Origin of the sequence: Shewanella sp. M-Br (assembly GCF_036245925.1) — a bacterium.
Classification (GTDB): Bacteria; Pseudomonadota; Gammaproteobacteria; order Enterobacterales; family Shewanellaceae; genus Shewanella; species Shewanella oncorhynchi.
Genome location: NZ_BJBV01000003.1, coordinates 74,668 through 98,994 on the forward strand (window position 1 = coordinate 74,668; position 24,327 = coordinate 98,994).

Here is a 24,327-nt window from a genome sequence, read left to right on the forward strand (position 1 = left end):
TTATTAAAAATGCCTGTTGAAAATTAATCTGGGGAATCGAACACTCCCTCATGCTAAGGCTGCGCTAACGCTAAGTGAGTGGCTCAACATTAAAGGTAAAGTGATTGAACTAAAAGTTGTTTTATTCAATTTATCCGTTTAATTTTTGGCTGAGTAAAGTTTCAATGCGTTTTAAGCTTGCAGCCATTTCGGCTACGATTTGTAACAGCGTATTATCTGGCTGTGCCGATGGGATTGTTGGGTGCAAGGGTTGGGTAAGCCGTTCTTTTTGTTCTAATACGCGGGTTCTAAATTGAGGCGCATCGACTATGCCGACTAAGCTTATCAATGCGCCTGCGCCCGATTGCCCTGCGGTTTCTACCGTGAGTTTATGCAGACCAAATAGGCGCATAATTGGGCCTTGGATCAATGCCATATCGGTAATTTTGTCCAAAGGCACTGTGTTTTCAGTACGAGTTAATATGCCCCTCCTGACAATAAGTTTATTGCTGGTGAGCTGCGCACTCATGTTGTTAATATAGCGGCGAGTCCCCCACAGCCCTATTGGAAACCAAAGTAATAACAAGGGAATACCTATTATGCTCAGGCTGAAATAGGCGGCCCCTGAAAGCAACCAATACCAACCTAAATGGGGTTCAAACTCTGCTTGATAAATAATCTTGTCTTCCATATTTCTTCCTTTAATTCTGATATTCAAATACTGCGACTTGTCTTGTAGGTTGAATCTTTAGTGCCTAGACCTTCTTTGATTCTCGTATGAGGAAAATACACCGCCTCAAATGTAACAAAAGTTTAACTTTTTATATCTCTGCCATTGACTTTGGTTTGTAACTCATTACCTTGTTTATTGTTAATTTAGGGTTTTCTTATTGTTAAAATAATTTTAATGAGATAAATAAAACAAGGGAAATGTATGAACAGACCTCAGATTCTACCCAGTGCTTGTGCAATCGCAATTGCTATGGCATGTGCGCCAACAGTGGCCCATGCTGCCGATAAAGGTGCAGAAAAAGTTGAACGTATTGAAGTAACGGGTTCCCGTATTAAACGTACCGATATTGAAGGCCCTTCCCCTATTCAATCGATCAGTAAAGACGATATTGCCAATATGGGATTTGATAACCTGCAGCAATTACTTGAACGCATGCCTGCCAATGGTGCTGGCGCGTTTTCTACCCGAGGAAACAGCCAAGATTCAACCGCCAACGGCGGCGCATCTATCAGTCTACGTGGTTTAGGCCCAGACGCGACCTTAGTGTTAATTAACGGTCGTCGTGTTGCGGCGAGTGCTTTTGCCGAAGGTATCACTAATTCCTTTGTTGATATCAATAATATTCCGGTATCAGCTATTGAACGTATCGACATACTGAAGGACGGTGCATCGGCTATTTATGGTTCTGATGCGATCGCGGGTGTGGTTAACATTGTTCTGAAAAAAGATATTGAAGGCATTGAGGTCAATCTTGGTTACGGTGATGCTTCAGGCACTGGCTACGATGAAACTACAGCGAATATGGTGTGGGGGATGAAGTCCGATAAGGGTAGCGCATCGGTTATCCTCGACTATTTCAAAAATGATACTTTAGCTGCGACTGATTTAGGACGTTTTGGTGTTTCAAATCAATCACCTTATGGTGGTGAAGATTTTCGTTCTTCCCGTGGTTTTCCTGGGTATTTCTATGTTGATGGTGTTAAAACTATCGACCCTGCTTGTCCCGCTGATAGTGCAACCGCGAGTGGAAGTTGTTTATTTGAGTACGGCTCATACAATTTTGTTGCGCCGGCTGCGGAGCGCGTAGGGGCTATTGGCCAATTTGACTATCATTTTAATGATGATTTAACAGCATTTTTAGAGTTAGCGGCGCAGCACAATACCTCAATCGCAGGTGGAGCACCGACACCACTTGACGAGGATGCTGGTTTAACTGTACCTGGATCTCACCCGAATAATCCTTGGGGGAAAGATATTGAAATTGGTCGCTTCCGTACGGTTGATGCGGGGGCGCGACGCTGGGATATTGAATCCGATAGTTTACGTTTAGTTGCTGGTTTACGCGGTGTAGTAAAAGAGTGGGATTGGGAAGCTTCTGTTCAAAAAGGTCGCAGTGAGTCGACTCAAACGGGTGATCGCAGCCAAGGCTGGGTAAGAACAGATTATTTGCAACGTGAAATTGATGCGGGTCGTTACAATCCTTTCGGCGGCACGATGAACTCACAAGAGGTCATTGACGCTATTACCACCAGTTTAGTACGCCAAGGTTTGTCAAACATGACATCTTATGCGGCTAACATATCTGGTCAAGCATTTACCTTGGCCGGTCGCGACATCATGATGGCGGCGGGAGCTGAATATCGCGAAGAAGATGTCAGTGATGTGCCCGATGAGCAATTCCAACGTGGATTGATTTTTGGTACTGAAGCTGTCTCTGCGGCGGCATCCCGTGAGCAATATGCCGCTTATATGGAATTATCTATTCCAGTCACGGATAACTTCGAGTTGCAACTCGCTGGTCGATATGATCATTACAGCGATTTTGGTTCAACGACTAACCCTAAAGTCGCCTTTCAATGGGGAGTGACTGACGAGCTAACGGCGCGCGCGTCTTGGTCTACGGGCTTCCGTGCACCCTCGTTAGCGCAAATCGGTCTTGGTCCATCTCGCGAAAGTAGTTTCTTTGTCGATACTTACCGTTGCGCTGCCGATAATGTTGACTGTGAAGCCTTAGATTACAACACTGAATTTGAAGGTAACTCTGAGCTGGATGCTGAAGAATCCGAAACTTGGAACGTCGGTATGATCTGGGCGCCGAGTCAGACGTTTGATGTGGGTTTTGATATCTTTAGCATCACGCAAGACAACAAAATTGATAAACAGCCATTAGGCGATATCTATACTGCAAATTGTAACGATCAAAATAGCACTGTGTGCGAGCGCTTAACGCCACAGCTAGGTCAAACTTTAGGACCGATCAGTATTATCCATTCAAGCTTTATCAACTTAAGCTCTCAAGATGTACAAGGGATGGATGTCTCTAGTCATTATGGTTTTGAGTTAGATAGCTATGGGGATTTGAAGTTTGGCTTAGAGTACAGCTACTTACATAATTTTGAGAAAGATGGTCTGGATTACACGGGTGAGTATAAGTTTCCTCAACATCGCTGGTTACTCACCACTAACTGGACTATGGATAATTTTGCCGCCAATATTAATTTGAGTTACATCGGTGAATTTGAAGATACCCCAGATATCAATTTCGATGGTGTACTTGATTTTGACAGTAATAAGTCTCGTATGATCGACTCTCAATTATTGGTCGACATGTCTGGTACTTATCGCTTCAATGAAATGTTCAAGCTGACACTAGGCGTGAACAACGTATTTGATGAAGAGCCACCATTTGCTATCGGTGACGGTGATACGGATCTCTACGGCTATGTTATTTCAGTACATAATCCTATGGGCCGCTACATTTACACTAAATTCACGATGAACTTCTAACTACCGCTTAGCGTCATTTCATTCGGAATGGTGCGTCATTTATGATGGGTGGTGTGATCTCTAATAAAAAAGGCCAATAATGATATTGGCCTTTATTTTTATAGGGTTAAACTTGTGACGGTTGAGTTTATAACTGCGTCGCTGCCCACTTTGCACGACTTTCGCGGCTTTCACTCATTTTGGTCGGTTCACGGAAGGCTTTGTAGGCCTCCACTTCGAGAGCCACTAGGCTGACGTCGACTTCTAGGACCAGTTTGCACTCTTTCTTGATGCGCCAAGCGGCCGTGTTGTACAGCTCAGTAAAAGGCAGTGAACTTAAGAATTCTGGGTTGTATTGTGTGTAAACCGCTTGAGTGGGGTAGACCACGAAGGCTAAGTGACGCTTAGGTTCTTTCTTAAATAGTTCTTCGATACCATCGCAGGTGTTGAGCACTTGCATCTCAATGATGTCATCAATATCAAGCAGTTTCTTTTGCGCCAGATCAGGTGCTAGTTGTTCACCGCTTTCCCAGGCGAGTACATCGGCTTCGCTATGGTTAGTCAGAGCACCAACTTGAGCCGCGCTTAAGCTGAGTGACTGGCGTAAGTAGCTCATTTCGATGGCATTCAAGCCAATGTTCTTAGACATAATCGTGTTCTCAATGCAATAAAAGTAAAATTAGTATTTGATCTTTAACCAGATTTCTTCAACCCATTCCCAAAACGACTCCCAATAGATATCGGTAAAGTCGCCGTTTTTCCAGAAATGTACTTGACCATCTTGGTCGATACAGTAAAAAGCATCACCTTGCTGACAAATGGCAATCATGTCCCTTGGCATACCGATGGACCACGCATAGCAAGTCACTTCGGGCAGGTAGGTGTGCGAGTAGGGATCCGATGCTGTTACTGGCTCTATCGTGCCGTAAATCACATCACTGGCATACAGCAGGTATTCTTTTAGCTCCCTTGGCAATGAAATCAGGATTTGCTCTTCGACTTCGACGAGCTGCTCAAATGTGGGTAATTCGAGTGGTACAGGAACAGTTTCGCTGCGTTCTTGGAGTTGCTCAATAATGTCGTGCATGGCATTTCCTGCTGATAGGGCTATGGCGCGGGATTATATACTCAAATGGCACTTTGATGCGAGAGAGTGCATTTTTCAGCTTATTTTTAATATGTTTTTTCAGGCACTGTAAAATATAAAAAAAGGCGCTGGCACCTTTACAGATAACCAGCGCAAGAGTGGAAGCTTTTTAGTTAAGCGACTGAGGCTCTTAATAAACTGGCTTCATCAACCCGTTTATAGTTAAGCCATGCCTTGTGGTACAACTTATGTGATTCTTGACGTAATTGGGCAATCTGCGCGAGTTCAAACTCACTTAGTGAACGTTGTTGTTTACGAGCATTGGCCTCAATCCTTTGTATTTTTTCATATACCTTGTGTTCAGGACCATTTTTGATATCAGCGATATCCTGTAGGTGTAACTGCACTTCAGCAATCATGCCTGATTGGGGTAAGCGTACCAGTAGATTGAGATCGCGATAGCCAGAGGCTTTAGGTTCAGCAAAGCGGTTTTTTTGTTTCACAACTTGGGTGTGCTCATTCAAAGTTTGGTAGGCATGCATCAGATCTTGAATGCTGTCGGTCACAATACTTGCTCTTGCAAGGTCGGTAATTTGGCTGGCATCACCGTTAAATTTTGTCGCCACTTTATCGGCAGCTCTTTGGTAACTCTTTACTGGCGGAACAATCACTTGTGCCTGTGAATAATGGGCAATATTGGTGAGTAATTGAGCGAGCTCAGCTTGTGCATCATAGGCTTGGTGATGGAGCACTGATAAGTCATTCGAGGATTGATGAGGCGCATCGAAGGTCTGACTGCTGAGTGCATATAGACCTTGTAGGTCATGGCTTGATGCCTGTCTTGCACTGTAATTACCACGTTCTGCTTTACTGTCACTGATGTCGAGAGGATTTGCTACACCAGCACGGCTCGATAATAAGAGTAGAAAAATAAAAAAGGTACGAAATAACTTAGTCATGCGGCCTACTTCCTTATGGGTGAGTTATTCAGGTCACGTATCCACCATAGGCTTCTATTGCTTAATTAAAGCTGAACCAACCATGAAGACTTGTTCATCTTGCGCATGGGTTCACATTCATAACTCAGTGGTTTAAGGAAATAAAAATGGCGCCACCTGTAACAGTGAGCGCCATTGTTGGCCAGCTTATGCCGCTGAACAGTGATTTAAATTTGGCTTACCAAATTTTTACGCGTTTCTCTGGTGCGATATACATGGCATCGCCAGGTTTTACATCATATGTAGTGTAGAACTCAGGCATGTTAGATAGTGCACCCAGTGCGCGGAATTCCGCCGGTGAGTGTGGATCGGTCGCTACGCGGTTACGCATGGCTTCTTCTTTAGCTTTTGCGCGCCAAATTTGCGTGAAGCCGATGAAGAAACGTTGATCGCCCGTTAAGCCATCGATAACGGGTGCATCTTTACCGTTAAGCGATTTCTTATAAGCACGATAAGCGATAGTCACACCTGACAAGTCACCAATGTTCTCGCCTAAGGTTAAGCTGCCGTTGACATGCAGATCATCAAACACTGCGTAACCATCGTACTGTGCGATTAGCGCTTGGCCGCGAGCAGAGAACTCTTTCAAGTCTTGCTCTGTCCACCAATCACGCATGTTGCCTTCGCCATCGAATTTAGCGCCTTGGTCGTCAAAACCGTGGCCCATTTCATGGCCGATTACCGCACCAATACCACCGTAGTTGACTGCATCGTCAGCCGCCAAATTGAAGAATGGTGGTTGCAGAATGGCAGCAGGGAACACGATTTCATTCATGGTTGGGTTGTAGTAAGCATTAACCGTTTGTGGCGTCATGTGCCATTCGTCTTTATCGATTGGCGCGCCCAGTTTGGCTAGTGATTTAGCATGTTCAACTTCGCTGGCACGCATAGCGTTACCGACTAAGTCGTCTGCCTTGATGGTCAGCTTACTGTAATCTTCCCATTTGTTCGGGTAACCGATTTTCGGGTTGAATTTTGCTAATTTATCCGCCGCAGCCACTTTAGTGCTGTCGCTCATCCAAGTTAATTCTTTGATGCTGTCGCCGTAAGCACCACGCAGGTTTTCAACCAGTGCTTGCATACGGTCTTTGGCTTCTGGAGTGAAGTGACGTTTGACATACACTTTACCCACGACTTCACCAAGAACGCCATTGACGGCTGCAACGCCACGCTTCCAACGAGGTTCTTGTTCTTCTTGACCATTCAAGGTTTTAGAGAAGAAAGCGAAGTTTTCATTGTCTAACGCTTCGCTCAGATTGCTCGCCGCGTGCGTCAGCACTTGCCATTGCATATAGGTTTTCCAAGTGGCTAACTCAGTCGTTTTTAAAACTTCGTTTAACCCTTGGATATAGCTAGGTTGGTTCACTATGATATCGGTTTGCTTGTCAGCGCCAAGAGCGGCTAAGTAGCCTGCCCAATCGATATCCGGTGCCAGTGTTGGCAGATCTTTGACTTGATATAGATTGTAGGTCTTAGTGCTGTCGCGGTTTTCAACCACATCCCAGTGCTTGGCAGCAATGGCCGTTTCTAAGGCTAAAATAGCTTCAGCACTGGCTTTAGGGTTAGCAAGACCCGCAAGGGTAAACATTTTTTCGATATGGGCGACATATGCCTTACGGATATTAACGAAGCGTTCTGATTCGTTAAAGTAGTAGTCTTTCTCTGGCAGGCTTAGGCCATATTGATAGAGATGCGTTGCGTAACGGCTAGAGTTTTTCGCATCGATATCGATATAAAATGCTATTGGGGTACCCGCGCCAGCGATTTGGCTGTGGGCGAAGTACTTCACTAATTCATTCTTATCTTTTAAGGCATTAATAGCATCAAATTCGCCTTGGATTGGTGTGACTCCCAGTTTATTGAGTGTCTCTGTATCCATAAATGAACGATATAAATCGGCCACTTTTTGCTCGTCTGTACCAGCGGCGAGATTGGGCGTTGCAGCCACTTCTTCGATAATAGCTTTTACGTCGTCACGTGATTTTTCACGTAAATCGTAGAAAGCGCCAATGCTAGTGCGATCGGCTGGGATCTCAGTGTTTTTTAGCCAAGTGCCGTTAACGTATTTATAGAAATCGTCTTGTGGACGAATCGCTTTATCAAAATTAGCAAATTCAATTCCAGAACCTAGTGCTTGAGTCACTGCCGCTGCGGTGGCTGTTTTAGCAGTTTCAGGTGCTTTAACTTCGGCAGCCTTGTCATTACAGGCAGTCAGGCCTGCGATAAGTGAGGCACACAGTCCCCCAATGAGTACTTTTCTCATGTTGTTTCCTTCGAGTTTATTATTGTGCCCATTATTGGGGCTGTTATTTTGGCAAAATGGGATTGCTTCAGGCGCAATGAACTATGTTAATGCCTTACTAGGAATCGAAACAAGGTCATTACACTGTTTATCGTGGATTTATCTTGAGTGATATGTAACTAAAGGTTACCAGTGAGCATATTTAAGTCAGTAGCTGCAAAGTTACCGTATGCAGGCCTTTTCAGGTAAGCGAGCACTTCGATTTATCATTTTAAAATAGGGTTAACTCAGTTGCCTAATTCGTTTTGCAGGGTTGCCTGCAACCACTGTTTTGGCTTCGACATTTTTAGTTACTACGGCGCCAGCACCGATGACGGCATCATCACCAATAGTGATTCCTGGCATTATGATTGCGCCGCCGCCAATCCATACCCGTTTACCGATGTGAATCGCTTTAGCGGTTTCTAAACCTGAGCAACGTAGCTCGGCATCAAGTGGGTGACTTGAGGTATAAAACTGTACATTGGGACCAATCATAGTCTGTTCATCAATAAAAATGGGGGCATTATCCTGCAAGGTGACATTGACATTGATGAACACTTTGTCAGCAAGAGTGAGATTGATGCCATAACTGATAAAAATCGGCGTGGAGATAGTTGCGGCTGGCGATTTAAGGGGCATAAGTTGTTGGCAGAGTTGGCCGTACTCAGTGCTATTTTGAGCAATCGTTTGATTTAATTGTCGATTCAGTCGCTGCTGTTGTGCTCTTAAACTTAAGAGTTCGCTGTCAAGACAATCATATTCTTGGCCTGTGATCATCTTTTGGAATTCAGTCATAGCATCTTTCCCTATGGTGATTACTGTCAATGCGTAAGGGCTAATATAGAAACACAGGTCGCGTTGAGCAGCAATTCTTTGCCCTTTGAACTGGTCGGCTTCATAATACGGCAGTTTTCTTTATTGAAGTTGAGTATTAACGTGCGTTTAGACAAATTTATCTGTGAGAGTACCTCACTGACTCGCTCATTAGCGAAAAAAGCCCTGCATCGCGGTGATATTACTTGTGATGGCTTAGTCGTTAAAGACTCGGGTTTTAAAGTGACTGAAGGTATGTGTGTTTGCCTTGAAGGCGAGCCGATTGTCTTAGTGGGCGAGCGTTATTTAATGCTTAACAAACCGGTAGACACTATTTGCTCGACGATAGATGAAACCTACCCTTCGGTATTGAGCTTAGTGGATGTGCCTAAGCCAGAAACTCTTCACATTGCTGGTCGTTTAGATGCCGATACTACAGGGCTCGTGTTGATTACCAGTGATGGCCAATGGTCGCATAAGATCACCTCACCGAAGAAAGAATGTGGCAAACGCTATTTAGTGCAACTCGCTGAGCCTGTGGATGCTAGTTTGATTGCGGTATTTGCCGCTGGCGTTGAATTGCGCGGTGAAGATGGTCTAACTAAGCCAGCGTTACTGGAGATTATTGATCCACAATTAGTGCGATTAACCATCACCGAAGGTAAGTATCATCAAGTGAAGCGTATGTTTGCCGCTGTGGGCAATCATGTGCAAGGGTTGCATCGGGAAAGTGTTGGGCAAATTGAATTAGACCCCACCTTAGCACTGGGTGAATGGCGATATTTGACGGCTGAAGAGATAGCTTCAGTCTGATGAGTTTGATATAAAAAATGCCGCCCGAGTTTTACTTTGGCGGCATTTTTATTTGTGCTAAATAGCTTTTATTACTGTTTCTTTAAAATCAGATGACCGCTGATGGTATTCATCTTCACGTTGGCTGCACCAGAGCCTGCTTGGAATGATAACTCTGTGCTTGGTACATATTTTTGTTTTTGCGGTACATCTTGGGTTAAACCGTTGTTGATTTTTCCACCAGGACCCCCATCTAAGTTGAAGCTTGCATCGGGGACATCATTAAAGATCACGGTAATATCGCCACTCACACTTTCTAAATTCGCTTTGTTGAAGTTTTTAGCGAGTGACACTTGTGAATCTCCGCTGACGGTTCTGAGCTCGATTTCCTTGGTGACACTAAAGTTAGCATTCACTTCACCTGAGACTTGTTCAATCGTGACTTTTTCTGCCTGAGTGTGGCTTTTTAAGTCACCGCTAACGAGGCGATAATTCATTTCTCCTTTACTGTCAGTGTCCTGAATCGTGCCGGATACGGTTTCTAATTTGATTTTTCCATCAAGTGCTTTGGTTGTGATATCACCAGAGACTGTATGTAACTCAGGTTTACCACTTAAGTTGTTGGCGTTGATATTGCCGCTTACCGTATTCAAATCTAGTTCACCTTGAGTTTCGGCAACTTGCAGATTGGCAGATATGGTATCTGCACTGAGTTTAACCGTTTTTGGGACTTTAATGGTGAGCTGTGATCCTTTGTCATTATTGCCATTATAGTGGCGAGGCATCTTGTCTTCGATATTGAGACTATTTCCCTGTTGCTCAAACACAAAGCCTTCGCTCAATTCATCTAATGTGCCAGTGACACTCACTTCACTCTTATCCCATGTTTGAATGGTCACATCACCGCGTTGGACTTTGATCTGCAGTTGAGTGTCGCTGCTGACACTTAACTGTTTATCAACGCTTTGTGCTGCTAACACATTGCCCATTAAGCCTAAACAGAGTGTCGAAACCAATAGGCTAGCTTTAGTGAGATTGCGGTTACTCATAGGGTGTTTCCTTGTGTCGAGTTTCTAATGGGTAATTTTTGGCCCTGTTGTAATAGGTCGAGCTCACGCTGCTGCACCCAAAGCCACAGTTGCCAAAGTTGTTTATCGGTTGGATTCGCTTGTAAAGCTTGGTAAATCTGTGTTGCCGCGAGCCTTAGCTCAGTTAAACCTTGCTCAACGGGTGCGCTGAAGCTGCTCGTTTGCCACATTAGCGCATTTGGCGCCTGTTCTAGGTTGTCCACTTGCGCTTGGTGTGATGTTGCAATTTGGGTGAGTAATAAATGTAAGGCCGCATCCCCTGGTTGCTCTGGCATAGCTTGGTTCTGGGCAAGCTCTGTCTGCTGCATTATGAATGAGTTGAAATAGGGCAATTGGGTATATCCCAACGCCGCTAGAATAATAAACGAGGCCGCTATCGCCCAAGCGTGACTCTTCTGGGATTTGTACGTTTGGGGTATCAGCGTTTTATCCATGCGTTTTTCAATGCCTTGCCACAGATCATGTGTAGGCGACATCTCTTTGGGCGCGCAATTGATCAGTTGCTCAAGCTGTTGTTCACGGGAAAGCGGCGTTAACGTCATTACAGCATCTCCTGTAGTAGTTGCTTAGCTCTATGGTATTGGGTCTTGCTGGTACCGACGGCAATGCCGAGTAAGTCAGCGATTTCATCATGTTGATAACCTTCGATTGCACAGAGTACGAAAACCATGCGAGCGCGTTCTGGCAGTTTGAAAATTAACTTATCTAATCCGCTATAGCTGCTATCAGAGCTTAAGGGTTCAGTTTCATGTTCCAGCGGAATAAATCGTGACCAAAAGGACTTTTGTTTACGAATGCTGCTCAATGCCTGATTGACACAAATACTGTGTAACCAAGTGGAAAACTGACTCTCACCTCGAAATTGTGGCAACTTCTGCCACACTAAAATAAAACACTCTTGGGTAATTTCTTCAGCCATAGCGCTATGGCCGCAAAGGCGCAGTGATAGGGCGTAAATACGTTGGTAATGGCTTTGATACAGCAACTTGAAGGCAGTTCTGTCTCCTTGGCTCGCTAAGGTGACCAGTTCAAAGTCAGACATTGAGCCATTGAGTGGGAGGATCCCTGCTGTCACTGTAATTTCCTGCCATAATGATTGAGTGTTGTAGTTTTGACGCAGTGGGCGCTACAAAAGGTTTGGAACCTTAAAAAATATATTTTATTTAGATTAATTATCCAGCGTAATATTTTTGTTATTTGTAGTAGAATCCCATCGAGAAAGTACAGCTAAGCTAATGAAGTAATTCATTTTATACTAATTGATATTATGGCAATTACATCCACTTTAAGACGGTATATTTAATGTAATTAAAACGAAATACTTTGTAGGAACGATAGGGTATCACCCTGAAGAACCAAGCTAAAAATAAGTTAAAAATAATGCGCTACTCACAGTATGGGAGCTTAAATCGACAAGCTATCAAAGTATTTGATGTGAACTTTTAATGTATTGCTATGTTTGCGCTGTTAAAGGCTTAATTTCCAGCTATCTTTTTAAGATAGATTATATATTCGGGGACTTTCTATGTTAATCCGCTCAAAGTTGTTACTCAGTGCTGCAGTGTCTATTTCGGCACTAATTGCCATGTTTGGATTACAACTCTATTCAAATTCGGTTGATTCGGAACTCTCTCATGCAGCTCAAAGTGTGCTTGAGTTAGAGCGCGATGTTTTGATGCTGCGTAAAAACGAAAAGGATTTCTTCGCTCGTAAGGATTTAAAATATGTCGAGCTGCATAAGCAAAGCCACATGGCAATCGACAGTATTGTCCCCGAGTTAGAGAGAGTGTTTAAAGACTACGGTATGTCGACGGCATCGCTTGAAAGTTTTGACCGTAATTTAAATCAGTATCAAGCCGCTTTCTCTGAAGTGGTGTTACTACAGCAGGAAATTGGCTTAACACCTAAAACAGGTTTGTACGGCACATTGCGTACTGCGGTACATAATGTTGAAACGTTACTGAAGGAATTTGATCAGCCCGCACTCGAAGTGGCTATGCTACAACTTAGGCGTAACGAAAAGGATTTTATGCTACGTCGTGAGTTAAGTTATGTTGAAACCTTCGATACCAATATTGGTAAGTTTAATGACAAGCTCCATGCTTCGAGTATTGATGTTGATACTCAACGGAAAATTGAAGAGCTTATTACTCAGTATCAGAAAGATTTCAAAAGCTTAATTAATAAGGAGCAGCAGCTTGGTTTGACAGAGAAGGATGGCACTATGGCGCGTCTTATCGCTGCTAACCTAGAAACTGAAAGTAGTGCGAATGACTTACATAACCTAGCGCTTAAGGCCATTGATGATGCTGAGAGTAGTAGTGTTAATGTCGGTATTACTGTGTTTATCTTTATTGCGTTACTACTATCAATCATTACCTACTTGATTATCCGCAGTATTATCGCGCCTGTTGAGCGTATCACTCAGATCATTTCTCGCATTGAGGTGAGTAAAGATCTGACATTGAGGTGTGATGCTTCTACCCAAGATGAACTCGGTGAAATTGCACAGCATTTCAATAGCATGGTGAGTAGCTTCCAACAGCTGATTGAGCAAGTGATTGAGTCGGTCGCAACGATTAACACTTCCTGTAAACGTGTTTCAGAAAATGCCATGCTCGCCTCCGAAGGTGTGGGTCAACAACTTAATGAGACCGACATGGTCGCAACAGCAATCACTGAGATGGGCGCAACGATTGAGGAAATCGCTAAAACAACCGAATTAGCGGCATCAAAAGCGGGTCAGACCCACGATAATGCTCAAAGTGGTCAATTAGAGGTTGAGCAAACGATACATAAAATCCAGTCACTTGCTGAGCAGCTAAATAGCTCAGCAGCGGTCGTTAATGAATTGGAACGTGACAGCGAGACTATCGGTAGCGTGTTAGATGTGATCCGCGGCATTGCTGAGCAGACCAATCTTTTAGCCTTGAACGCCGCGATTGAAGCGGCGCGTGCGGGTGAGCAGGGCCGTGGTTTTGCTGTGGTTGCCGATGAAGTACGTAACTTAGCGATGCGGACGCAATCGTCAACCCAAGAGATTGCGAACATTATTCAGACCTTACAGACGCGGACTCGCTCGATTGTGCAATTGATGGAATCGAGCCAAAAACAAGGTGTTGAGAGTGCGGAGCAAGCGGCAAGTGCTGGTGCCTTACTTAAGCTTATCAATACAGATGTGCGTAACATCATGGATATGAGTACTCAAATTGCTGCGGCGATTGAAGAGCAAAGCATGGTGGCGGCTGAAGTGAACAAGAACGTGGTGGTGATCCGCGATATCGCTGAGGAGTCATCCCATGCGGCAGATGCAAATGCGTCCGCATCGGATGAGCTTAAGGCGCAGGCTGAGTTCTTATTCCGTGCGGTGAGTAATTTTAAAATCTAATGCGTAGAAGCCAGTTTACATCTGATGATCAGAAGCTTGCTTAAAAAATACACTAACAAAAACGCACTCCGAGGAGTGCGTTTTTATGTCTGAGTAATTAGCTCTGCAAGCTTAGTGATTCGTTAAAACAGTAAGCTGTGCATCGGAACCACTCTGATTAGTCAGAACGTTCAGTGACTACTATGAGTGACGGAACAGTTAGTGACGGAACATGGCAGAAATAGACTCTTCGTTGCTTACGCGACGAATTGCCTCAGCCAGTACCGCAGACATAGTTAACTGAGTTACTTTAGCCACTTTCAACATTTCTGGGCTTAAAGGAACTGTGTCAGTCACAATCACTTCATCAATCACTGAGTTAGCGATATTTTCAGCCGCTTTGCCAGAGAACACTGGGTGAGTTGCGTAAGCAAATACGCGGTTCGCACCATGTTCTTTTAAGGCTTCAGCCGCTTTACACAGAGTGCCGCCTGTGTCGATCATATCGTCAACGATAATGCAGTCACGACCTTGAACATCACCAATGATGTGCATAACTTGCGCAACGTTCGCTTGTGGGCGACGTTTATCAATGATCGCTAAATCAGAATCATCCAACAGTTTTGCTACTGCGCGAGCGCGAACAACACCACCGATGTCTGGAGAAACAACGACTGGATTATCTAAGTTCTTCGCTAACATATCTTCTAGTAGCACTGGGCTACCAAATACGTTATCAACAGGAACGTCGAAGAAACCTTGGATTTGCTCAGCGTGCAGGTCACAGGTCAGAACGCGGTCAACACCCACGCTAGACAGGAAATCGGCAACCACTTTTGCAGTAATAGGTACACGGGCGCTACGAACGCGACGGTCTTGACGAGCATAACCAAAGTAAGGAATAACAGCTGTGATACGGCCAGCAGATGCACGGCGCAGCGCGTCAACCATCACGATGAGTTCCATCAGGTTGTCGTTTGTCGGCGCACAAGTGGATTGGATGATGAACACATCGGCCCCACGTACATTTTCGTTAATTTGGACACTGATTTCACCATCGCTGAAACGACCAACCACTGCGTCTCCGAGTTTGCAAAATAGACGATCGGCTATCTTTTTAGCGAGACTGGGGGTGGCGTTCCCAGCAAAGAGCTTGATGTCGGGCACTGTATGAACCTCAGGCGTTTGCTTTATATTTTAGTGGCTAGAGTAACGACGATGTAGGGACGGGAGGAACCCGAGGCGTTATCGTTAAGTGGTTACTCTAGAAGAAAGTAGTTTAAGGGTGACTGAGTCGCGTGATGAGCGGCGAAAGATTCATCCCTTGTGCAACAAATCCTTGCATTTCAGACGGTAATTTCGCCAAGGCTGCGAGAGCTTGTTGCTTTTGTGTGAATTCCCCGAACACGCATGCGCCTGTTCCTGTCATTCTCGACGGCGCATATTCTAGCAGCCAGCCTAATGCCTTGGCAACTTGAGGGTATTTAGAAACGACTAGTTTTTGACAATCATTTGCCCAAGGTTGGTTCATTAGGGTATCTATGGCCAGTTTCGGGGTATCACGTGGTAAAAGTGGATCTTGGAATACTTCAGCGGTGGAAACATGGGCATCAGGTGCGATGATTAAGTACCAAGGCTCACTCGGATTTACCGCTTGTAAGCGTTCACCTACACCTTCGGCAAAAGCGGCGAAACCATGAATAAAAACAGGAATATCGGCACCCAATTTAAGGCCGATACTGGCTAATGCTTCGGTCGATAATTGGGTGCCCCACAGCTTGTTTAATGCGACGAGAGTGGTGGCGGCATCTGACGAGCCGCCGCCTAAACCGCCGCCCATGGGCAGACGTTTATCCAACCAGATCTCGGCGCCACCAGTAAAGCCTGTGGTTTGTTGTAATGATTTTGCGGCTCGCAGAATTAAGTTATCGCTATCAGCGACAACATTAGAGATATTGGAGTGCAAAATCAGTTCTGCGGTTTCAGTGACCTTAAAATCGAGCATGTCACAGTAATTAATAAACTGAAACAAGGTTTGCAGTTCATGATAACCATCTGCGCGGCGACCATTCACGTGTAAGAATAAGTTAAGCTTTGCTGGTGCTGGCCAATGGCGTGAAATTGCTGCGGGCATGCTAAGGTTTCTCTTCGAGTATGATTGCAGGCTTGCCGAGGGCTTGCCATTGATTCAATTGTAGTTTGAGTTGTAAGTCACCACGCTCAAGCTTTAATTGATGGGGCACGTTGGCGCCGCTCTGGGATTGCCAACTTAAAAATGTGACCTGCCAAGGCGGTGGGGTTTGAGTGTTCGTGAGCTGTTTAGGTTTGCCTTGGCTATCGCTTTCAAGTACTTGATCATTCGGGCCAACTTGGCCGGTGCTCCATAAAGGTAAATCGGCCAAGGGGATGGACCAACCGCTGACGCGCTCGAGTAAACGCTGGGCATTATCGTCGCGAAAATCTTTGCCATCGATATGTAAATGAGCAGAGTTCGAGGTTGAATTAAGCGTCAACACCGTTGTACCTAGCATAGTCGTGAGTGTGAGTTCATCGCGATCTTCACTGTGGCGCCAGTAGATATTGGCACTGAGTTTATCGTCGGGAGTTTTTATCGCTAGTTTTCCCTGTAATTCCCAAGCTTTGGCTTGGCGCGCATCATTGACTGTGATTGGGCTTAAGTCAGTCATCGGCGGCAAGGTTTCACACCCCGCCAGCAAGAGTAGGGCGCTTAAGGTAAAACAAGAGAAAATGGTTTTTGTGAGGCGCTTCAAATTATTCATCTATGACTGATATACCAAAGTCCTTATGATACGAGGGCTTGGAAAGAATACCAATGCCAAACGTAAAATTTCCATCGGCGGTCACTTAGATTTGCTCCCTTGGGGCAAATTTTGCCTTACCTATTATTGATAGAAAATTTAGGTAAGAAGTTAGACCTTTATTCGGTTTTGTTAAGCGTATTCTGTTTTTAGTTGGGCCAATTCAGTAGAATGCCCTTATTAAGAGAGTCGCCAAGAATCTAGAAAGAGTCAGATGAGCCTTGTAGCAATCGGTATTAACCATAAAACAGCCACGGTAGACCTGCGTGAGAAAGTTGCCTTCTCTCCGGACAAAATTCATGATGCTATGAAGAGTCTGGCCAGTCGTACACGCTCGGGTGAAGCCGTTATTGTCTCAACCTGTAATCGCACTGAGTTGTATTGCAACAACGGCGATGAGGCCGACATTATTGCGTGGCTTGAAGAATATCACGGCCTAGATCATGAGGATGTAGCACCTTGTCTCTATAACTATCACGGTCAAGATGCCGTCAGGCATTTGATGCGCGTAGCCTCTGGGCTCGATTCTTTGATCCTTGGTGAGCCGCAGATTCTCGGTCAAGTAAAGCAAGCGTTCGTTAAGGCCAAAGAGGCTGGTACGGTTGCACTAACCATAGATAGACTCTTTCAGAACACTTTTTCAGTCGCTAAGAAAGTCCGCACTGACACTGAAATTGGCGCCGCTGCAGTTTCTGTGGCATTTGCCGCGGTAAGCATGGCGAAACATATTTTCTCATCGATATCGACCACTAAAGTACTGTTGATTGGCGCAGGTGAAACCATAGAACTGGTTGCGAAGCATCTTAAAGACAACGGCGTGGCTTCAATGGTCGTAGCAAATCGGACGTTAGAACGTGCCCAAGGCATGTGCGAGGAGTTTGGCGCAACAGCAATTACACTGGCGCAGATACCAGATTATCTCCCAAAAGCCGATATCGTGATATCCTCTACCGCCAGCCCTCTGCCTATCCTAGGTAAAGGCATGGTCGAAAAAGCGCTAAAGCAGCGTCGCCATCAACCTATGTTATTGGTTGATATAGCAGTTCCCCGGGATATTGAGCCGGAAGTCGCCGATTTGGATGACGCGTTTCTGTATACAGTGGACGACCTGCATAGCATTATTGAACAGAATATGGCTTCTCGAAAAGAAGCCGCCGAGCAAGCTGAAGTAATTACTGAAGAACAATCTTTCCTATTTATGGATTGGATCCGTTCTTTAGAGTCGGTCGACAGTATTCGCGAGTATCGCAGCCAGAGCATGGCGGTAAAAGATGAGTTAGTGGAACGCGCCTTGAATAAATTAGCCCAGGGCTCAGACACTGAGCAGGTATTGATTGAACTAGCCAATCGCCTGACCAACAAACTTATCCACGCACCGACACAGGCCCTCACGGCAGCGAGTCGTCAGGGCGATTTGAATACTCTCGGTCAGTTAAGATCAGCGCTTGGATTAGATAAAAACTAAGGTTAGCGAGTTAAATGAAGGAATCCGTTATCCGCAAGCTGGAAGGCTTGCTCGAGCGCAATGAAGAAGTCATGGCTTTGCTGGGTGATGCTAGCGTCATTTCCGATCAAGACAGGTTTCGTGCGTTATCGAAAGAATATGCTCAGTTAGAAGACGTTGTTGCTGGCTTTAAAGCCTATCAGCAAGCGCAGGCCGATCTCGATTCTGCCAAAGAAATGCTGGAAGAAGACGATGCTGAAATGCGTGAAATGGCGCAGGAAGAGATGAAAGCCGCTAAGGCCAAACTCGAGCAGCTCGAAGACGAATTGCAAATTCTATTATTGCCAAAAGATCCTGACGACGATAAAAATGCCTTCGTTGAGATCCGCGCTGGTGCAGGCGGTGACGAAGCGGCTATTTTTGCCGGTGATTTATTCCGCATGTACAGCCGTTATGCTGAAGCGAATCGCTGGCAGATTGAAATCATGAGCTGTAACGAAGGTGAACATGGTGGCTTTAAAGAAGTGATCATGAAGGTCAGCGGTGACGGCGTATACGGCAAACTTAAGTTTGAATCCGGCGGCCACCGTGTACAGCGTGTGCCAGAAACCGAATCCCAAGGACGTGTGCATACTTCAGCGGTTACTGTTGTGGTACTTCACGAAGTGCCTGAAGCGGAAGCAATTTCAATTAATCCAGCCGATCTGAAAGTCGATACTTATCGTTCATCGGGTGCGGGTGGTCAGCACGTTAACAAAACTGACTCAGCTATTCGAATCACCCATATTCCTACTGGGATCGTGGTGGAATGCCAAGATCAACGTTCGCAACACAAGAACCGTGCCCAAGCCATGAGTGTACTGGCCGCACGTATTCAAGCTGTTGAAGACGAAAAACGCCGTAGCGCCGAAGAATCGACCCGTCGTAGTCTGGTTGCCAGTGGCGATCGCTCCGAACGTGTACGTACTTACAACTTCCCGCAAGGCCGCGTGAGCGAACACCGCATCAACTTGACCTTATATCGCTTGAACGAAGTGATGGAAGGCGATCTCGATGCTATTTTATTGCCTCTGATGCAAGAGCATCAAGCCGATCAGTTAGCCGCACTGGCTGACGAGCAGGGGTAATTTTGTCAGATCAATCTAGCATAGCCGAAGCCCTGCAATGGGCTTATGTGCAGTTAGCATCAACCTCTGAATCCGCTCATCTGGATGCAGAGGTTTTGTTGTTATATTGCCTCAATAAAAGCCGCAGCTATTTGTATACTTGGCCTGAAAAATCCCTAACGGTTGAACAGTGGAAACGCTTCCAGCAAATGGTACAGAAACGCCAAAAAGGCGTACCTGTGGCACATATTGTCGGTGAGCGCGAATTTTGGTCGTTGCCTTTTATCGTGAACGACACCACTTTGATCCCGCGTCCTGATACGGAAATTCTGGTTGAAACCGCCTTGAACATGCCGCTTTCCACCTACGCCAAAGTGCTCGATTTAGGCACAGGCACTGGGGCGATTGCGCTGGCGTTGGCGTCTGAGCGTGAGTCATGGCAAATCACCGCGGTCGATAAAGTCGATGATGCCGTGGCTTTGGCTATCGCGAACCGCGAGAACTTAAAGCTGCCACAGGTCGAAATTCTCCAGAGTGACTGGTTCAGTGCCGTAAAGTCACGGGACTTTGATTTAATCGTTTCAAATCCGCCCTATATTGATGAATCAGACGAACACTTGCACCAAGGTGACGTGCGTTTCGAGCCCCAAAGCGCGTTAACCGCCGCCGAGGAAGGCTTTGCCGATCTTTATTATATTGCCAACACTGCCCGAGATTACTTAAAGCCTAACGGCTATATCCTGCTCGAACATGGTTTTGAGCAGGCTGTGAAACTCAGGGCTAAGCTTATCGAACTGGGCTACGAGAATGTCGCCACAGTGCGAGACTTTGGCAGTAATGACAGATGCACTATGGGTAAATGGGCGGAGTAAGTTACTAAAAATAAATTCGATGACCCATAGAATAATGATGAGACTTTAGACTTATTAACTTGCCATCTCAAATATAACGCTATTGCCAATCTGCAATAGCGTTTTTTATGTATAGATATTTGCTTAAAATAGTGTCTTCAGTGAATATAAGATGACTATTCTTAGGAAATATAGTTATGGGATATAGTTTAATCAGCTGTGGAATGGGAAATTTTTCTTCAGCATTTGCTATAAATTTTATATAGCGTTAATAGAAATAACGTAATTAATTATGATAAAAATGGGTTTTTACTATAATTCTAAGTTAAATTTTTTATTGGGAACATAATGCCAGTATTTACTGGCATTATGGGTTTTAAATTTATAGCTTTAGAAACTGTAGCCTATTCCTACAGTGAAGCTCGTCATTTCAAATACTCCAGAATCCTGGTAGGCTAATGTTGTCATAATTTCGAAGCCATTATAAAAACGACAACGCCAACCTAATGCGGCATATAAGCCATAGCCATCGTCTGAATACTCCTCTATAGTTATAACATCATCACTACTATTTCCGTAGTCATTCAATTGATAATTAGCTTTAGATTGAGATAATCCGGCCTTAAATATCGCATTATGTCTTGCTGATATTTGGTATGTATATGTGCCAGCAAGCCGAGAGGAATAAGAGTTCTCCAACACGTAATCGTCAAAAATACCATGTATTGCTGCGGTAAAAGGCTCACTTTGAAATGGTGTGTAACCTACTTCTACTCCCCAATCTGGGGTGAATTGATAGCGATAGGCAAAATCATAATGGGTAAAGCCCCCATAGTCTTCTGTTGAGCCTAAACCCAAGCCTGCAGAGAAACCATGGGTTTCGTCTGCGCTAGATGCTGTAGTGGAAATGAGTAAAGCTAAAAGTATAAATAAGCGTTTCATTGTACTTCCTGTAATCACATTAATCCATGAACGCTAAAAGTAACAGATTTGGTTGCTAATTGTAAATGTTTTGATTTTTATTTATTTCGTATGGTCTCCCGATAAGTAGACAGATGTCAGTAAGTTTATATTGAAACAAATGTAATAATTTATTATTTCTTCTTAGACTTCAGTAATTCGCTATGTATTTTGCTTGGTAAGCAGCAATTATTGTTAAATCCTCATTGTTTCTAAATGAACTAAATTAGATTTTTATAGTATTTTTTGTGTTGGTTGTATTTGTATACAGTGTGCGGAAATACATTTTTAATGAATGGAAGTTATTTCATTCAGATTTAAGGTTTGTTTTTTATGTACCATAATAATTTAAATTTTTTTGTTAACGCTATTTTTGATAGCCACGAGTTCAAATCCGAAGTGCAAGATTTGGCAACTAAACCACTATTTTATTATCCAGTTAGAACACTAGGTTACTCGCTCCTTCCTGCATACCGTTCTATTTTTTCGAATGTTTAGGTCGTGATTTCGCGTTATTCTTTTGTAAACTTCCTTGTTATTCTGCCTCCATCAGCAAAGCGTTTGCGTCTTGTGTTAGCCGTACGGTCTTGGCGTTTCACGTATCGCTTTGCTCAACCGATAGGAGAGCAGCAATGAAAGTATTAAGTCAGTTTTCCGCCCAAGCCGCGATGGATGGCGATGGGGTCAATATTCGCCGTGTCGCCGATTTTGTGACGACTAAATTTGATCCTTTCTTGATGATCGACGAAATAAAATCCGATGATGAACAAGATTTTATTGGTGGCTTCCCCGCACATCCCCATCGCGGAATGGAGACCTTCACTTATATTCGTAAGGGCGGTTTTGAGCACCGTGACCAAATGGGCAATGTGAAGGCTATTCGTGCCGGCGATGTGCAGTGGATGAGTACTGGGTTCGGGGTAGTGCACTCTGAAATGCCGCTGGCCGATGCTGTCGATGGTCTGCATGGATTCCAATTTTGGGTCAATATGCCCGCCAAAGACAAGCTGCGTCCAGCGAAGTATCAAGATACCGCGGGTAGCGCAAGCGTTGAAGTGGCCAATGATACAGGTGCTAGCTTAAAAGCCTTAGCGGGTGATTGGGGCTTTAAAGATCAACCGCTTATTAGTGCAGCTATTCAAGGGTTAGCGGGCGAAGCAGGCATTGCTGATTTGAGCCTAGCACCAAATGCTGAGGCCACGCTCGATTTGTCTCAACATGAGTTTGTCGCCTTGTACTTGTACCAAGGTGACTTAAGTAAAGGTGAAGATTCACAGTGGTCATATCATCAGGGCGAGTTTTTAGTGCTCGATAGCCAAAGTGTGCTTAAGCTTAAAGCCGATGAGCGCGGCGCTGGGATGTTACTGTTTGCGGGTAAACCTATCCGTGAAAAAATCGTCCAGATGGGGCCCTTTGTGATGAACACCCAAGCGGAAATTCAGCAGGCGATTCGCGATTATCAAGCAGGGCGTTTCGGCCACATCGCGTAATTTGTTAAATCTGCCGCGCTGAGAGAATTCTAAACCCAAACCTAAATCTAAGTCTAAGCCCTGTATTGCTACAGGGCTTTTTTGTTGCTGTTCACGCCTGCTATGTCTATTACTTAAGGACTTGAGGCAAAAGCCGCGCTTTGTTGCTACAATAGCCGTGCTTTTGGGTTGAGCGAGCCTAGAGCTTAAATCTAAACTCAAGCTAGTCCAAAGCTAACCTGAATCTTGATAGAACAGTTTAATCGATAAGTAACGCAATTTCAGTAACCTAGCAGCCGCTTCGTTACCCACCACAGGATATTCACCTTGAGCAACTCTGATACTAAGCCTAATCCATCAATGGCTTTTTCGACTCTTAAGCTAAAACCCGAACTGCTTGAGAACCTTTCTTCTATGGGCTACAACGAGATGACGCCAATTCAGGCGCAAAGTTTGCCACCCATTTTAGCGGGGCAGGATGTGATAGGTCAGGGTAAAACTGGCTCGGGTAAAACGGCCGCCTTCGGCTTAGGATTACTGAACAAGTTAGACGTTAAACGCTTTCGCATTCAAACCTTAGTGTTATGTCCAACCCGCGAGTTGGCCGACCAAGTGGCGCAGGAAATCCGTACCCTTGCCCGTGGTATTCATAACGTTAAAGTACTGACACTTTGCGGCGGTGTGCCTATGGGGCCACAGGTTGGCTCGCTGGAACACGGCGCACACATTATTGTGGGTACGCCGGGTCGTATCGTCGATCACTTAGATCGCAATCGCTTAGATTTAAGCAATCTCAACATGTTAGTGCTCGATGAAGCCGATCGCATGTTAGAAATGGGCTTCCAACCCGCTCTAGATGCGATTATCGAACAAGCCCCGCGTGAGCGTCAGACGCTGCTATTCAGCGCGACGTTCCCTGAGCAAATTCAATCGATTGCTAAACAAATCATGTATGACCCAAGCATGGTTAAAGTTGAAGGTAATCACGACAGCTTAAGCATAGCCCAACATTTTTATCATTTAGACGATGACAAGGCGCGTATGCAAGCGCTGCAATTATTGTTGTTAGAACATAAGCCTGAAAGTGCTGTGGTGTTCTGTAACACTAAACGCGAAACCCAAAAAGTGGCCGATGAGCTTGAAGGTTTAGGTTTTAGCGTATTGGCTTTGCACGGCGATTTAGAGCAAAGAGACAGGGACGAAACCCTGCTGCAATTTGCTAATAAGAGTGCCTGTGTATTAGTGGCGACTGACGTTGCTGCCCGTGGTTTGGATATCGATGCGCTCGATGCCGTGTTTAACTATCACGTCGCCTATGACACCGAAGTGCACATTCACCGTATCGGTCGTACTGGCCGTGCGGGCAGTAAAGGTGCCGCTTATACCTTCTATAACGACCAAGACGGTTATAAAATTGCCTTGTTAGAAGAGTATTTAGAGCGCGAAATTACCAGTGAATCACTGCCATCTGAAAGCCTGCTCGGCAACACGCCTGCAGCGCCAACCATGATCACTCTGCAGATCGATGGTGGTAAGAAGGAAAAACTGCGTCCAGGGGATATCTTAGGCGCGCTGACAGGCGAAAACGGTATCGAAGGCTCACAGGTGGGTAAAATCCAAGTGACAGATTACCGCGCCTATGTGGCCGTTAATCGTAAGGTTGCCAAAAAAGCACTGAACAAAATTACTGGCGGCCGCATTAAAGGGAAATCTTACCGCGCTTGGCCAATGAAGTAAGTTTGGCCTAGCTTGAGTTGAATCGTACCTCGAT

At 44.9% G+C, this 24,327-nt stretch carries 21 protein-coding genes; 8 read left to right on the top strand and 13 right to left on the bottom strand.

The window, feature by feature from the left end:
* Positions 1–130: 130 nt before the first annotated feature.
* Positions 131–670 carry a PH domain-containing protein gene (locus AAA952_RS03330; protein ID WP_263203933.1) on the bottom strand — a complete coding sequence of 180 codons (540 nt, stop codon included), beginning with the start codon at positions 668–670 and terminating at the stop codon, positions 131–133.
* A gap of 243 nt (positions 671–913) precedes the next feature.
* Here AAA952_RS03330 and AAA952_RS03335 point away from each other — a divergent pair, with 243 nt between their 5' ends.
* Positions 914–3,499, top strand: a complete 2,586-nt coding sequence (locus AAA952_RS03335) for a TonB-dependent receptor (RefSeq protein WP_338254383.1) — start codon at positions 914–916, stop codon at positions 3,497–3,499.
* Positions 3,500–3,626: 127 nt separating this feature from the next.
* On the opposite strand, the gene AAA952_RS03340 is transcribed toward AAA952_RS03335, so the two are convergent.
* The 5 genes from AAA952_RS03340 to AAA952_RS03360 form a co-directional block, all read right to left on the bottom strand.
* Positions 3,627–4,127: a DUF4447 family protein gene (locus tag AAA952_RS03340; RefSeq protein ID WP_113939054.1), complete on the bottom strand. Its 501-nt coding sequence runs from the start codon at positions 4,125–4,127 to the stop codon at positions 3,627–3,629.
* Positions 4,128–4,157: 30 nt separating this feature from the next.
* The gene (locus tag AAA952_RS03345; protein WP_113939053.1) at positions 4,158–4,565 is read right to left on the bottom strand and encodes an SMI1/KNR4 family protein; all 408 of its coding nucleotides are present in this window, start codon (positions 4,563–4,565) and stop codon (positions 4,158–4,160) included.
* Between the two features lie 173 nt (positions 4,566–4,738).
* On the bottom strand, positions 4,739–5,524 hold the full coding sequence (locus tag AAA952_RS03350) for a RelA/SpoT domain-containing protein (protein ID WP_338254386.1): 786 nt from the start codon (positions 5,522–5,524) through the stop codon (positions 4,739–4,741).
* Between the two features lie 217 nt (positions 5,525–5,741).
* The gene (locus tag AAA952_RS03355; RefSeq protein ID WP_338254388.1) at positions 5,742–7,826 is read right to left on the bottom strand and encodes a M13 family metallopeptidase; all 2,085 of its coding nucleotides are present in this window, start codon (positions 7,824–7,826) and stop codon (positions 5,742–5,744) included.
* Between the two features lie 261 nt (positions 7,827–8,087).
* Positions 8,088–8,642, bottom strand: coding sequence for a sugar O-acetyltransferase (locus AAA952_RS03360; protein WP_338254390.1), 555 nt, complete (start codon positions 8,640–8,642; stop codon positions 8,088–8,090).
* A gap of 78 nt (positions 8,643–8,720) precedes the next feature.
* On the opposite strand from AAA952_RS03360, the gene rsuA reads away from it, so the two are divergent.
* Positions 8,721–9,473, top strand: coding sequence for a 16S rRNA pseudouridine(516) synthase RsuA (rsuA, locus tag AAA952_RS03365; protein ID WP_263171674.1), 753 nt, complete (start codon positions 8,721–8,723; stop codon positions 9,471–9,473).
* A gap of 71 nt (positions 9,474–9,544) precedes the next feature.
* On the opposite strand, the gene AAA952_RS03370 is transcribed toward rsuA, so the two are convergent.
* The 3 genes from AAA952_RS03370 to AAA952_RS03380 are packed head-to-tail and all read right to left on the bottom strand — an operon-like array spanning position 9,545 to position 11,615.
* On the bottom strand, positions 9,545–10,501 hold the full coding sequence (locus AAA952_RS03370; RefSeq protein ID WP_338254395.1) for a DUF4097 family beta strand repeat-containing protein: 957 nt from the start codon (positions 10,499–10,501) through the stop codon (positions 9,545–9,547).
* The gene (locus AAA952_RS03375; protein WP_338254397.1) at positions 10,498–11,082 is read right to left on the bottom strand and encodes an anti-sigma factor; all 585 of its coding nucleotides are present in this window, start codon (positions 11,080–11,082) and stop codon (positions 10,498–10,500) included. Before AAA952_RS03375 ends, AAA952_RS03370 begins: the two co-directional genes overlap by 4 nt.
* Positions 11,082–11,615 carry an RNA polymerase sigma factor gene (locus AAA952_RS03380; RefSeq protein WP_287481263.1) on the bottom strand — a complete coding sequence of 178 codons (534 nt, stop codon included), beginning with the start codon at positions 11,613–11,615 and terminating at the stop codon, positions 11,082–11,084. The genes AAA952_RS03375 and AAA952_RS03380 overlap by 1 nt, the downstream gene beginning before the upstream one ends.
* A 450-nt stretch (positions 11,616–12,065) precedes the next feature.
* On the opposite strand from AAA952_RS03380, the gene AAA952_RS03385 reads away from it, so the two are divergent.
* Positions 12,066–13,928 carry a methyl-accepting chemotaxis protein gene (locus tag AAA952_RS03385; RefSeq protein ID WP_338254401.1) on the top strand — a complete coding sequence of 621 codons (1,863 nt, stop codon included), beginning with the start codon at positions 12,066–12,068 and terminating at the stop codon, positions 13,926–13,928.
* Positions 13,929–14,126: 198 nt separating this feature from the next.
* Here the strand turns inward: AAA952_RS03385 and AAA952_RS03390 are convergent, their stop codons facing one another.
* The 3 genes from AAA952_RS03390 to lolB all read right to left on the bottom strand — a co-directional run bounded on the left by AAA952_RS03390 (position 14,127) and on the right by lolB (position 16,687).
* A complete protein-coding gene (locus tag AAA952_RS03390; protein ID WP_006080255.1) occupies positions 14,127–15,074 on the bottom strand; it encodes a ribose-phosphate pyrophosphokinase in 948 nt (315 codons plus the stop codon).
* Between the two features lie 112 nt (positions 15,075–15,186).
* On the bottom strand, positions 15,187–16,041 hold the full coding sequence (gene ispE / locus AAA952_RS03395; RefSeq protein WP_338254407.1) for a 4-(cytidine 5'-diphospho)-2-C-methyl-D-erythritol kinase: 855 nt from the start codon (positions 16,039–16,041) through the stop codon (positions 15,187–15,189).
* A gap of 1 nt (position 16,042) precedes the next feature.
* Positions 16,043–16,687, bottom strand: coding sequence for a lipoprotein insertase outer membrane protein LolB (lolB, locus tag AAA952_RS03400; RefSeq protein ID WP_338254409.1), 645 nt, complete (start codon positions 16,685–16,687; stop codon positions 16,043–16,045).
* A gap of 253 nt (positions 16,688–16,940) precedes the next feature.
* On the opposite strand from lolB, the gene hemA reads away from it, so the two are divergent.
* Genes hemA through prmC form a run of 3 tightly spaced genes read left to right on the top strand, consistent with a single transcriptional unit; the run spans position 16,941 to position 20,148 of the window.
* Complete coding sequence (hemA, locus tag AAA952_RS03405; RefSeq protein WP_028761678.1) at positions 16,941–18,191, top strand: glutamyl-tRNA reductase; 1,251 nt, start codon at positions 16,941–16,943, stop codon at positions 18,189–18,191.
* Between the two features lie 14 nt (positions 18,192–18,205).
* Entirely contained in the window at positions 18,206–19,297 is a 1,092-nt protein-coding gene (gene prfA / locus AAA952_RS03410; RefSeq protein WP_131523734.1) for a peptide chain release factor 1, read from the top strand.
* Positions 19,298–19,299: 2 nt separating this feature from the next.
* Positions 19,300–20,148, top strand: coding sequence for a peptide chain release factor N(5)-glutamine methyltransferase (gene prmC / locus AAA952_RS03415; RefSeq protein WP_198571870.1), 849 nt, complete (start codon positions 19,300–19,302; stop codon positions 20,146–20,148).
* Positions 20,149–20,517: 369 nt separating this feature from the next.
* On the opposite strand, the gene AAA952_RS03420 is transcribed toward prmC, so the two are convergent.
* On the bottom strand, positions 20,518–21,069 hold the full coding sequence (locus tag AAA952_RS03420; RefSeq protein ID WP_113939043.1) for an outer membrane beta-barrel protein: 552 nt from the start codon (positions 21,067–21,069) through the stop codon (positions 20,518–20,520).
* Positions 21,070–21,719: 650 nt separating this feature from the next.
* Here AAA952_RS03420 and AAA952_RS03425 point away from each other — a divergent pair.
* The gene (locus AAA952_RS03425; RefSeq protein WP_338254417.1) at positions 21,720–22,577 is read left to right on the top strand and encodes a pirin family protein; all 858 of its coding nucleotides are present in this window, start codon (positions 21,720–21,722) and stop codon (positions 22,575–22,577) included.
* 339 nt (positions 22,578–22,916) lie between these two features.
* Complete coding sequence (gene dbpA / locus AAA952_RS03430) at positions 22,917–24,293, top strand: ATP-dependent RNA helicase DbpA (protein WP_011847678.1); 1,377 nt, start codon at positions 22,917–22,919, stop codon at positions 24,291–24,293.
* Positions 24,294–24,327 lie beyond the last annotated feature (34 nt).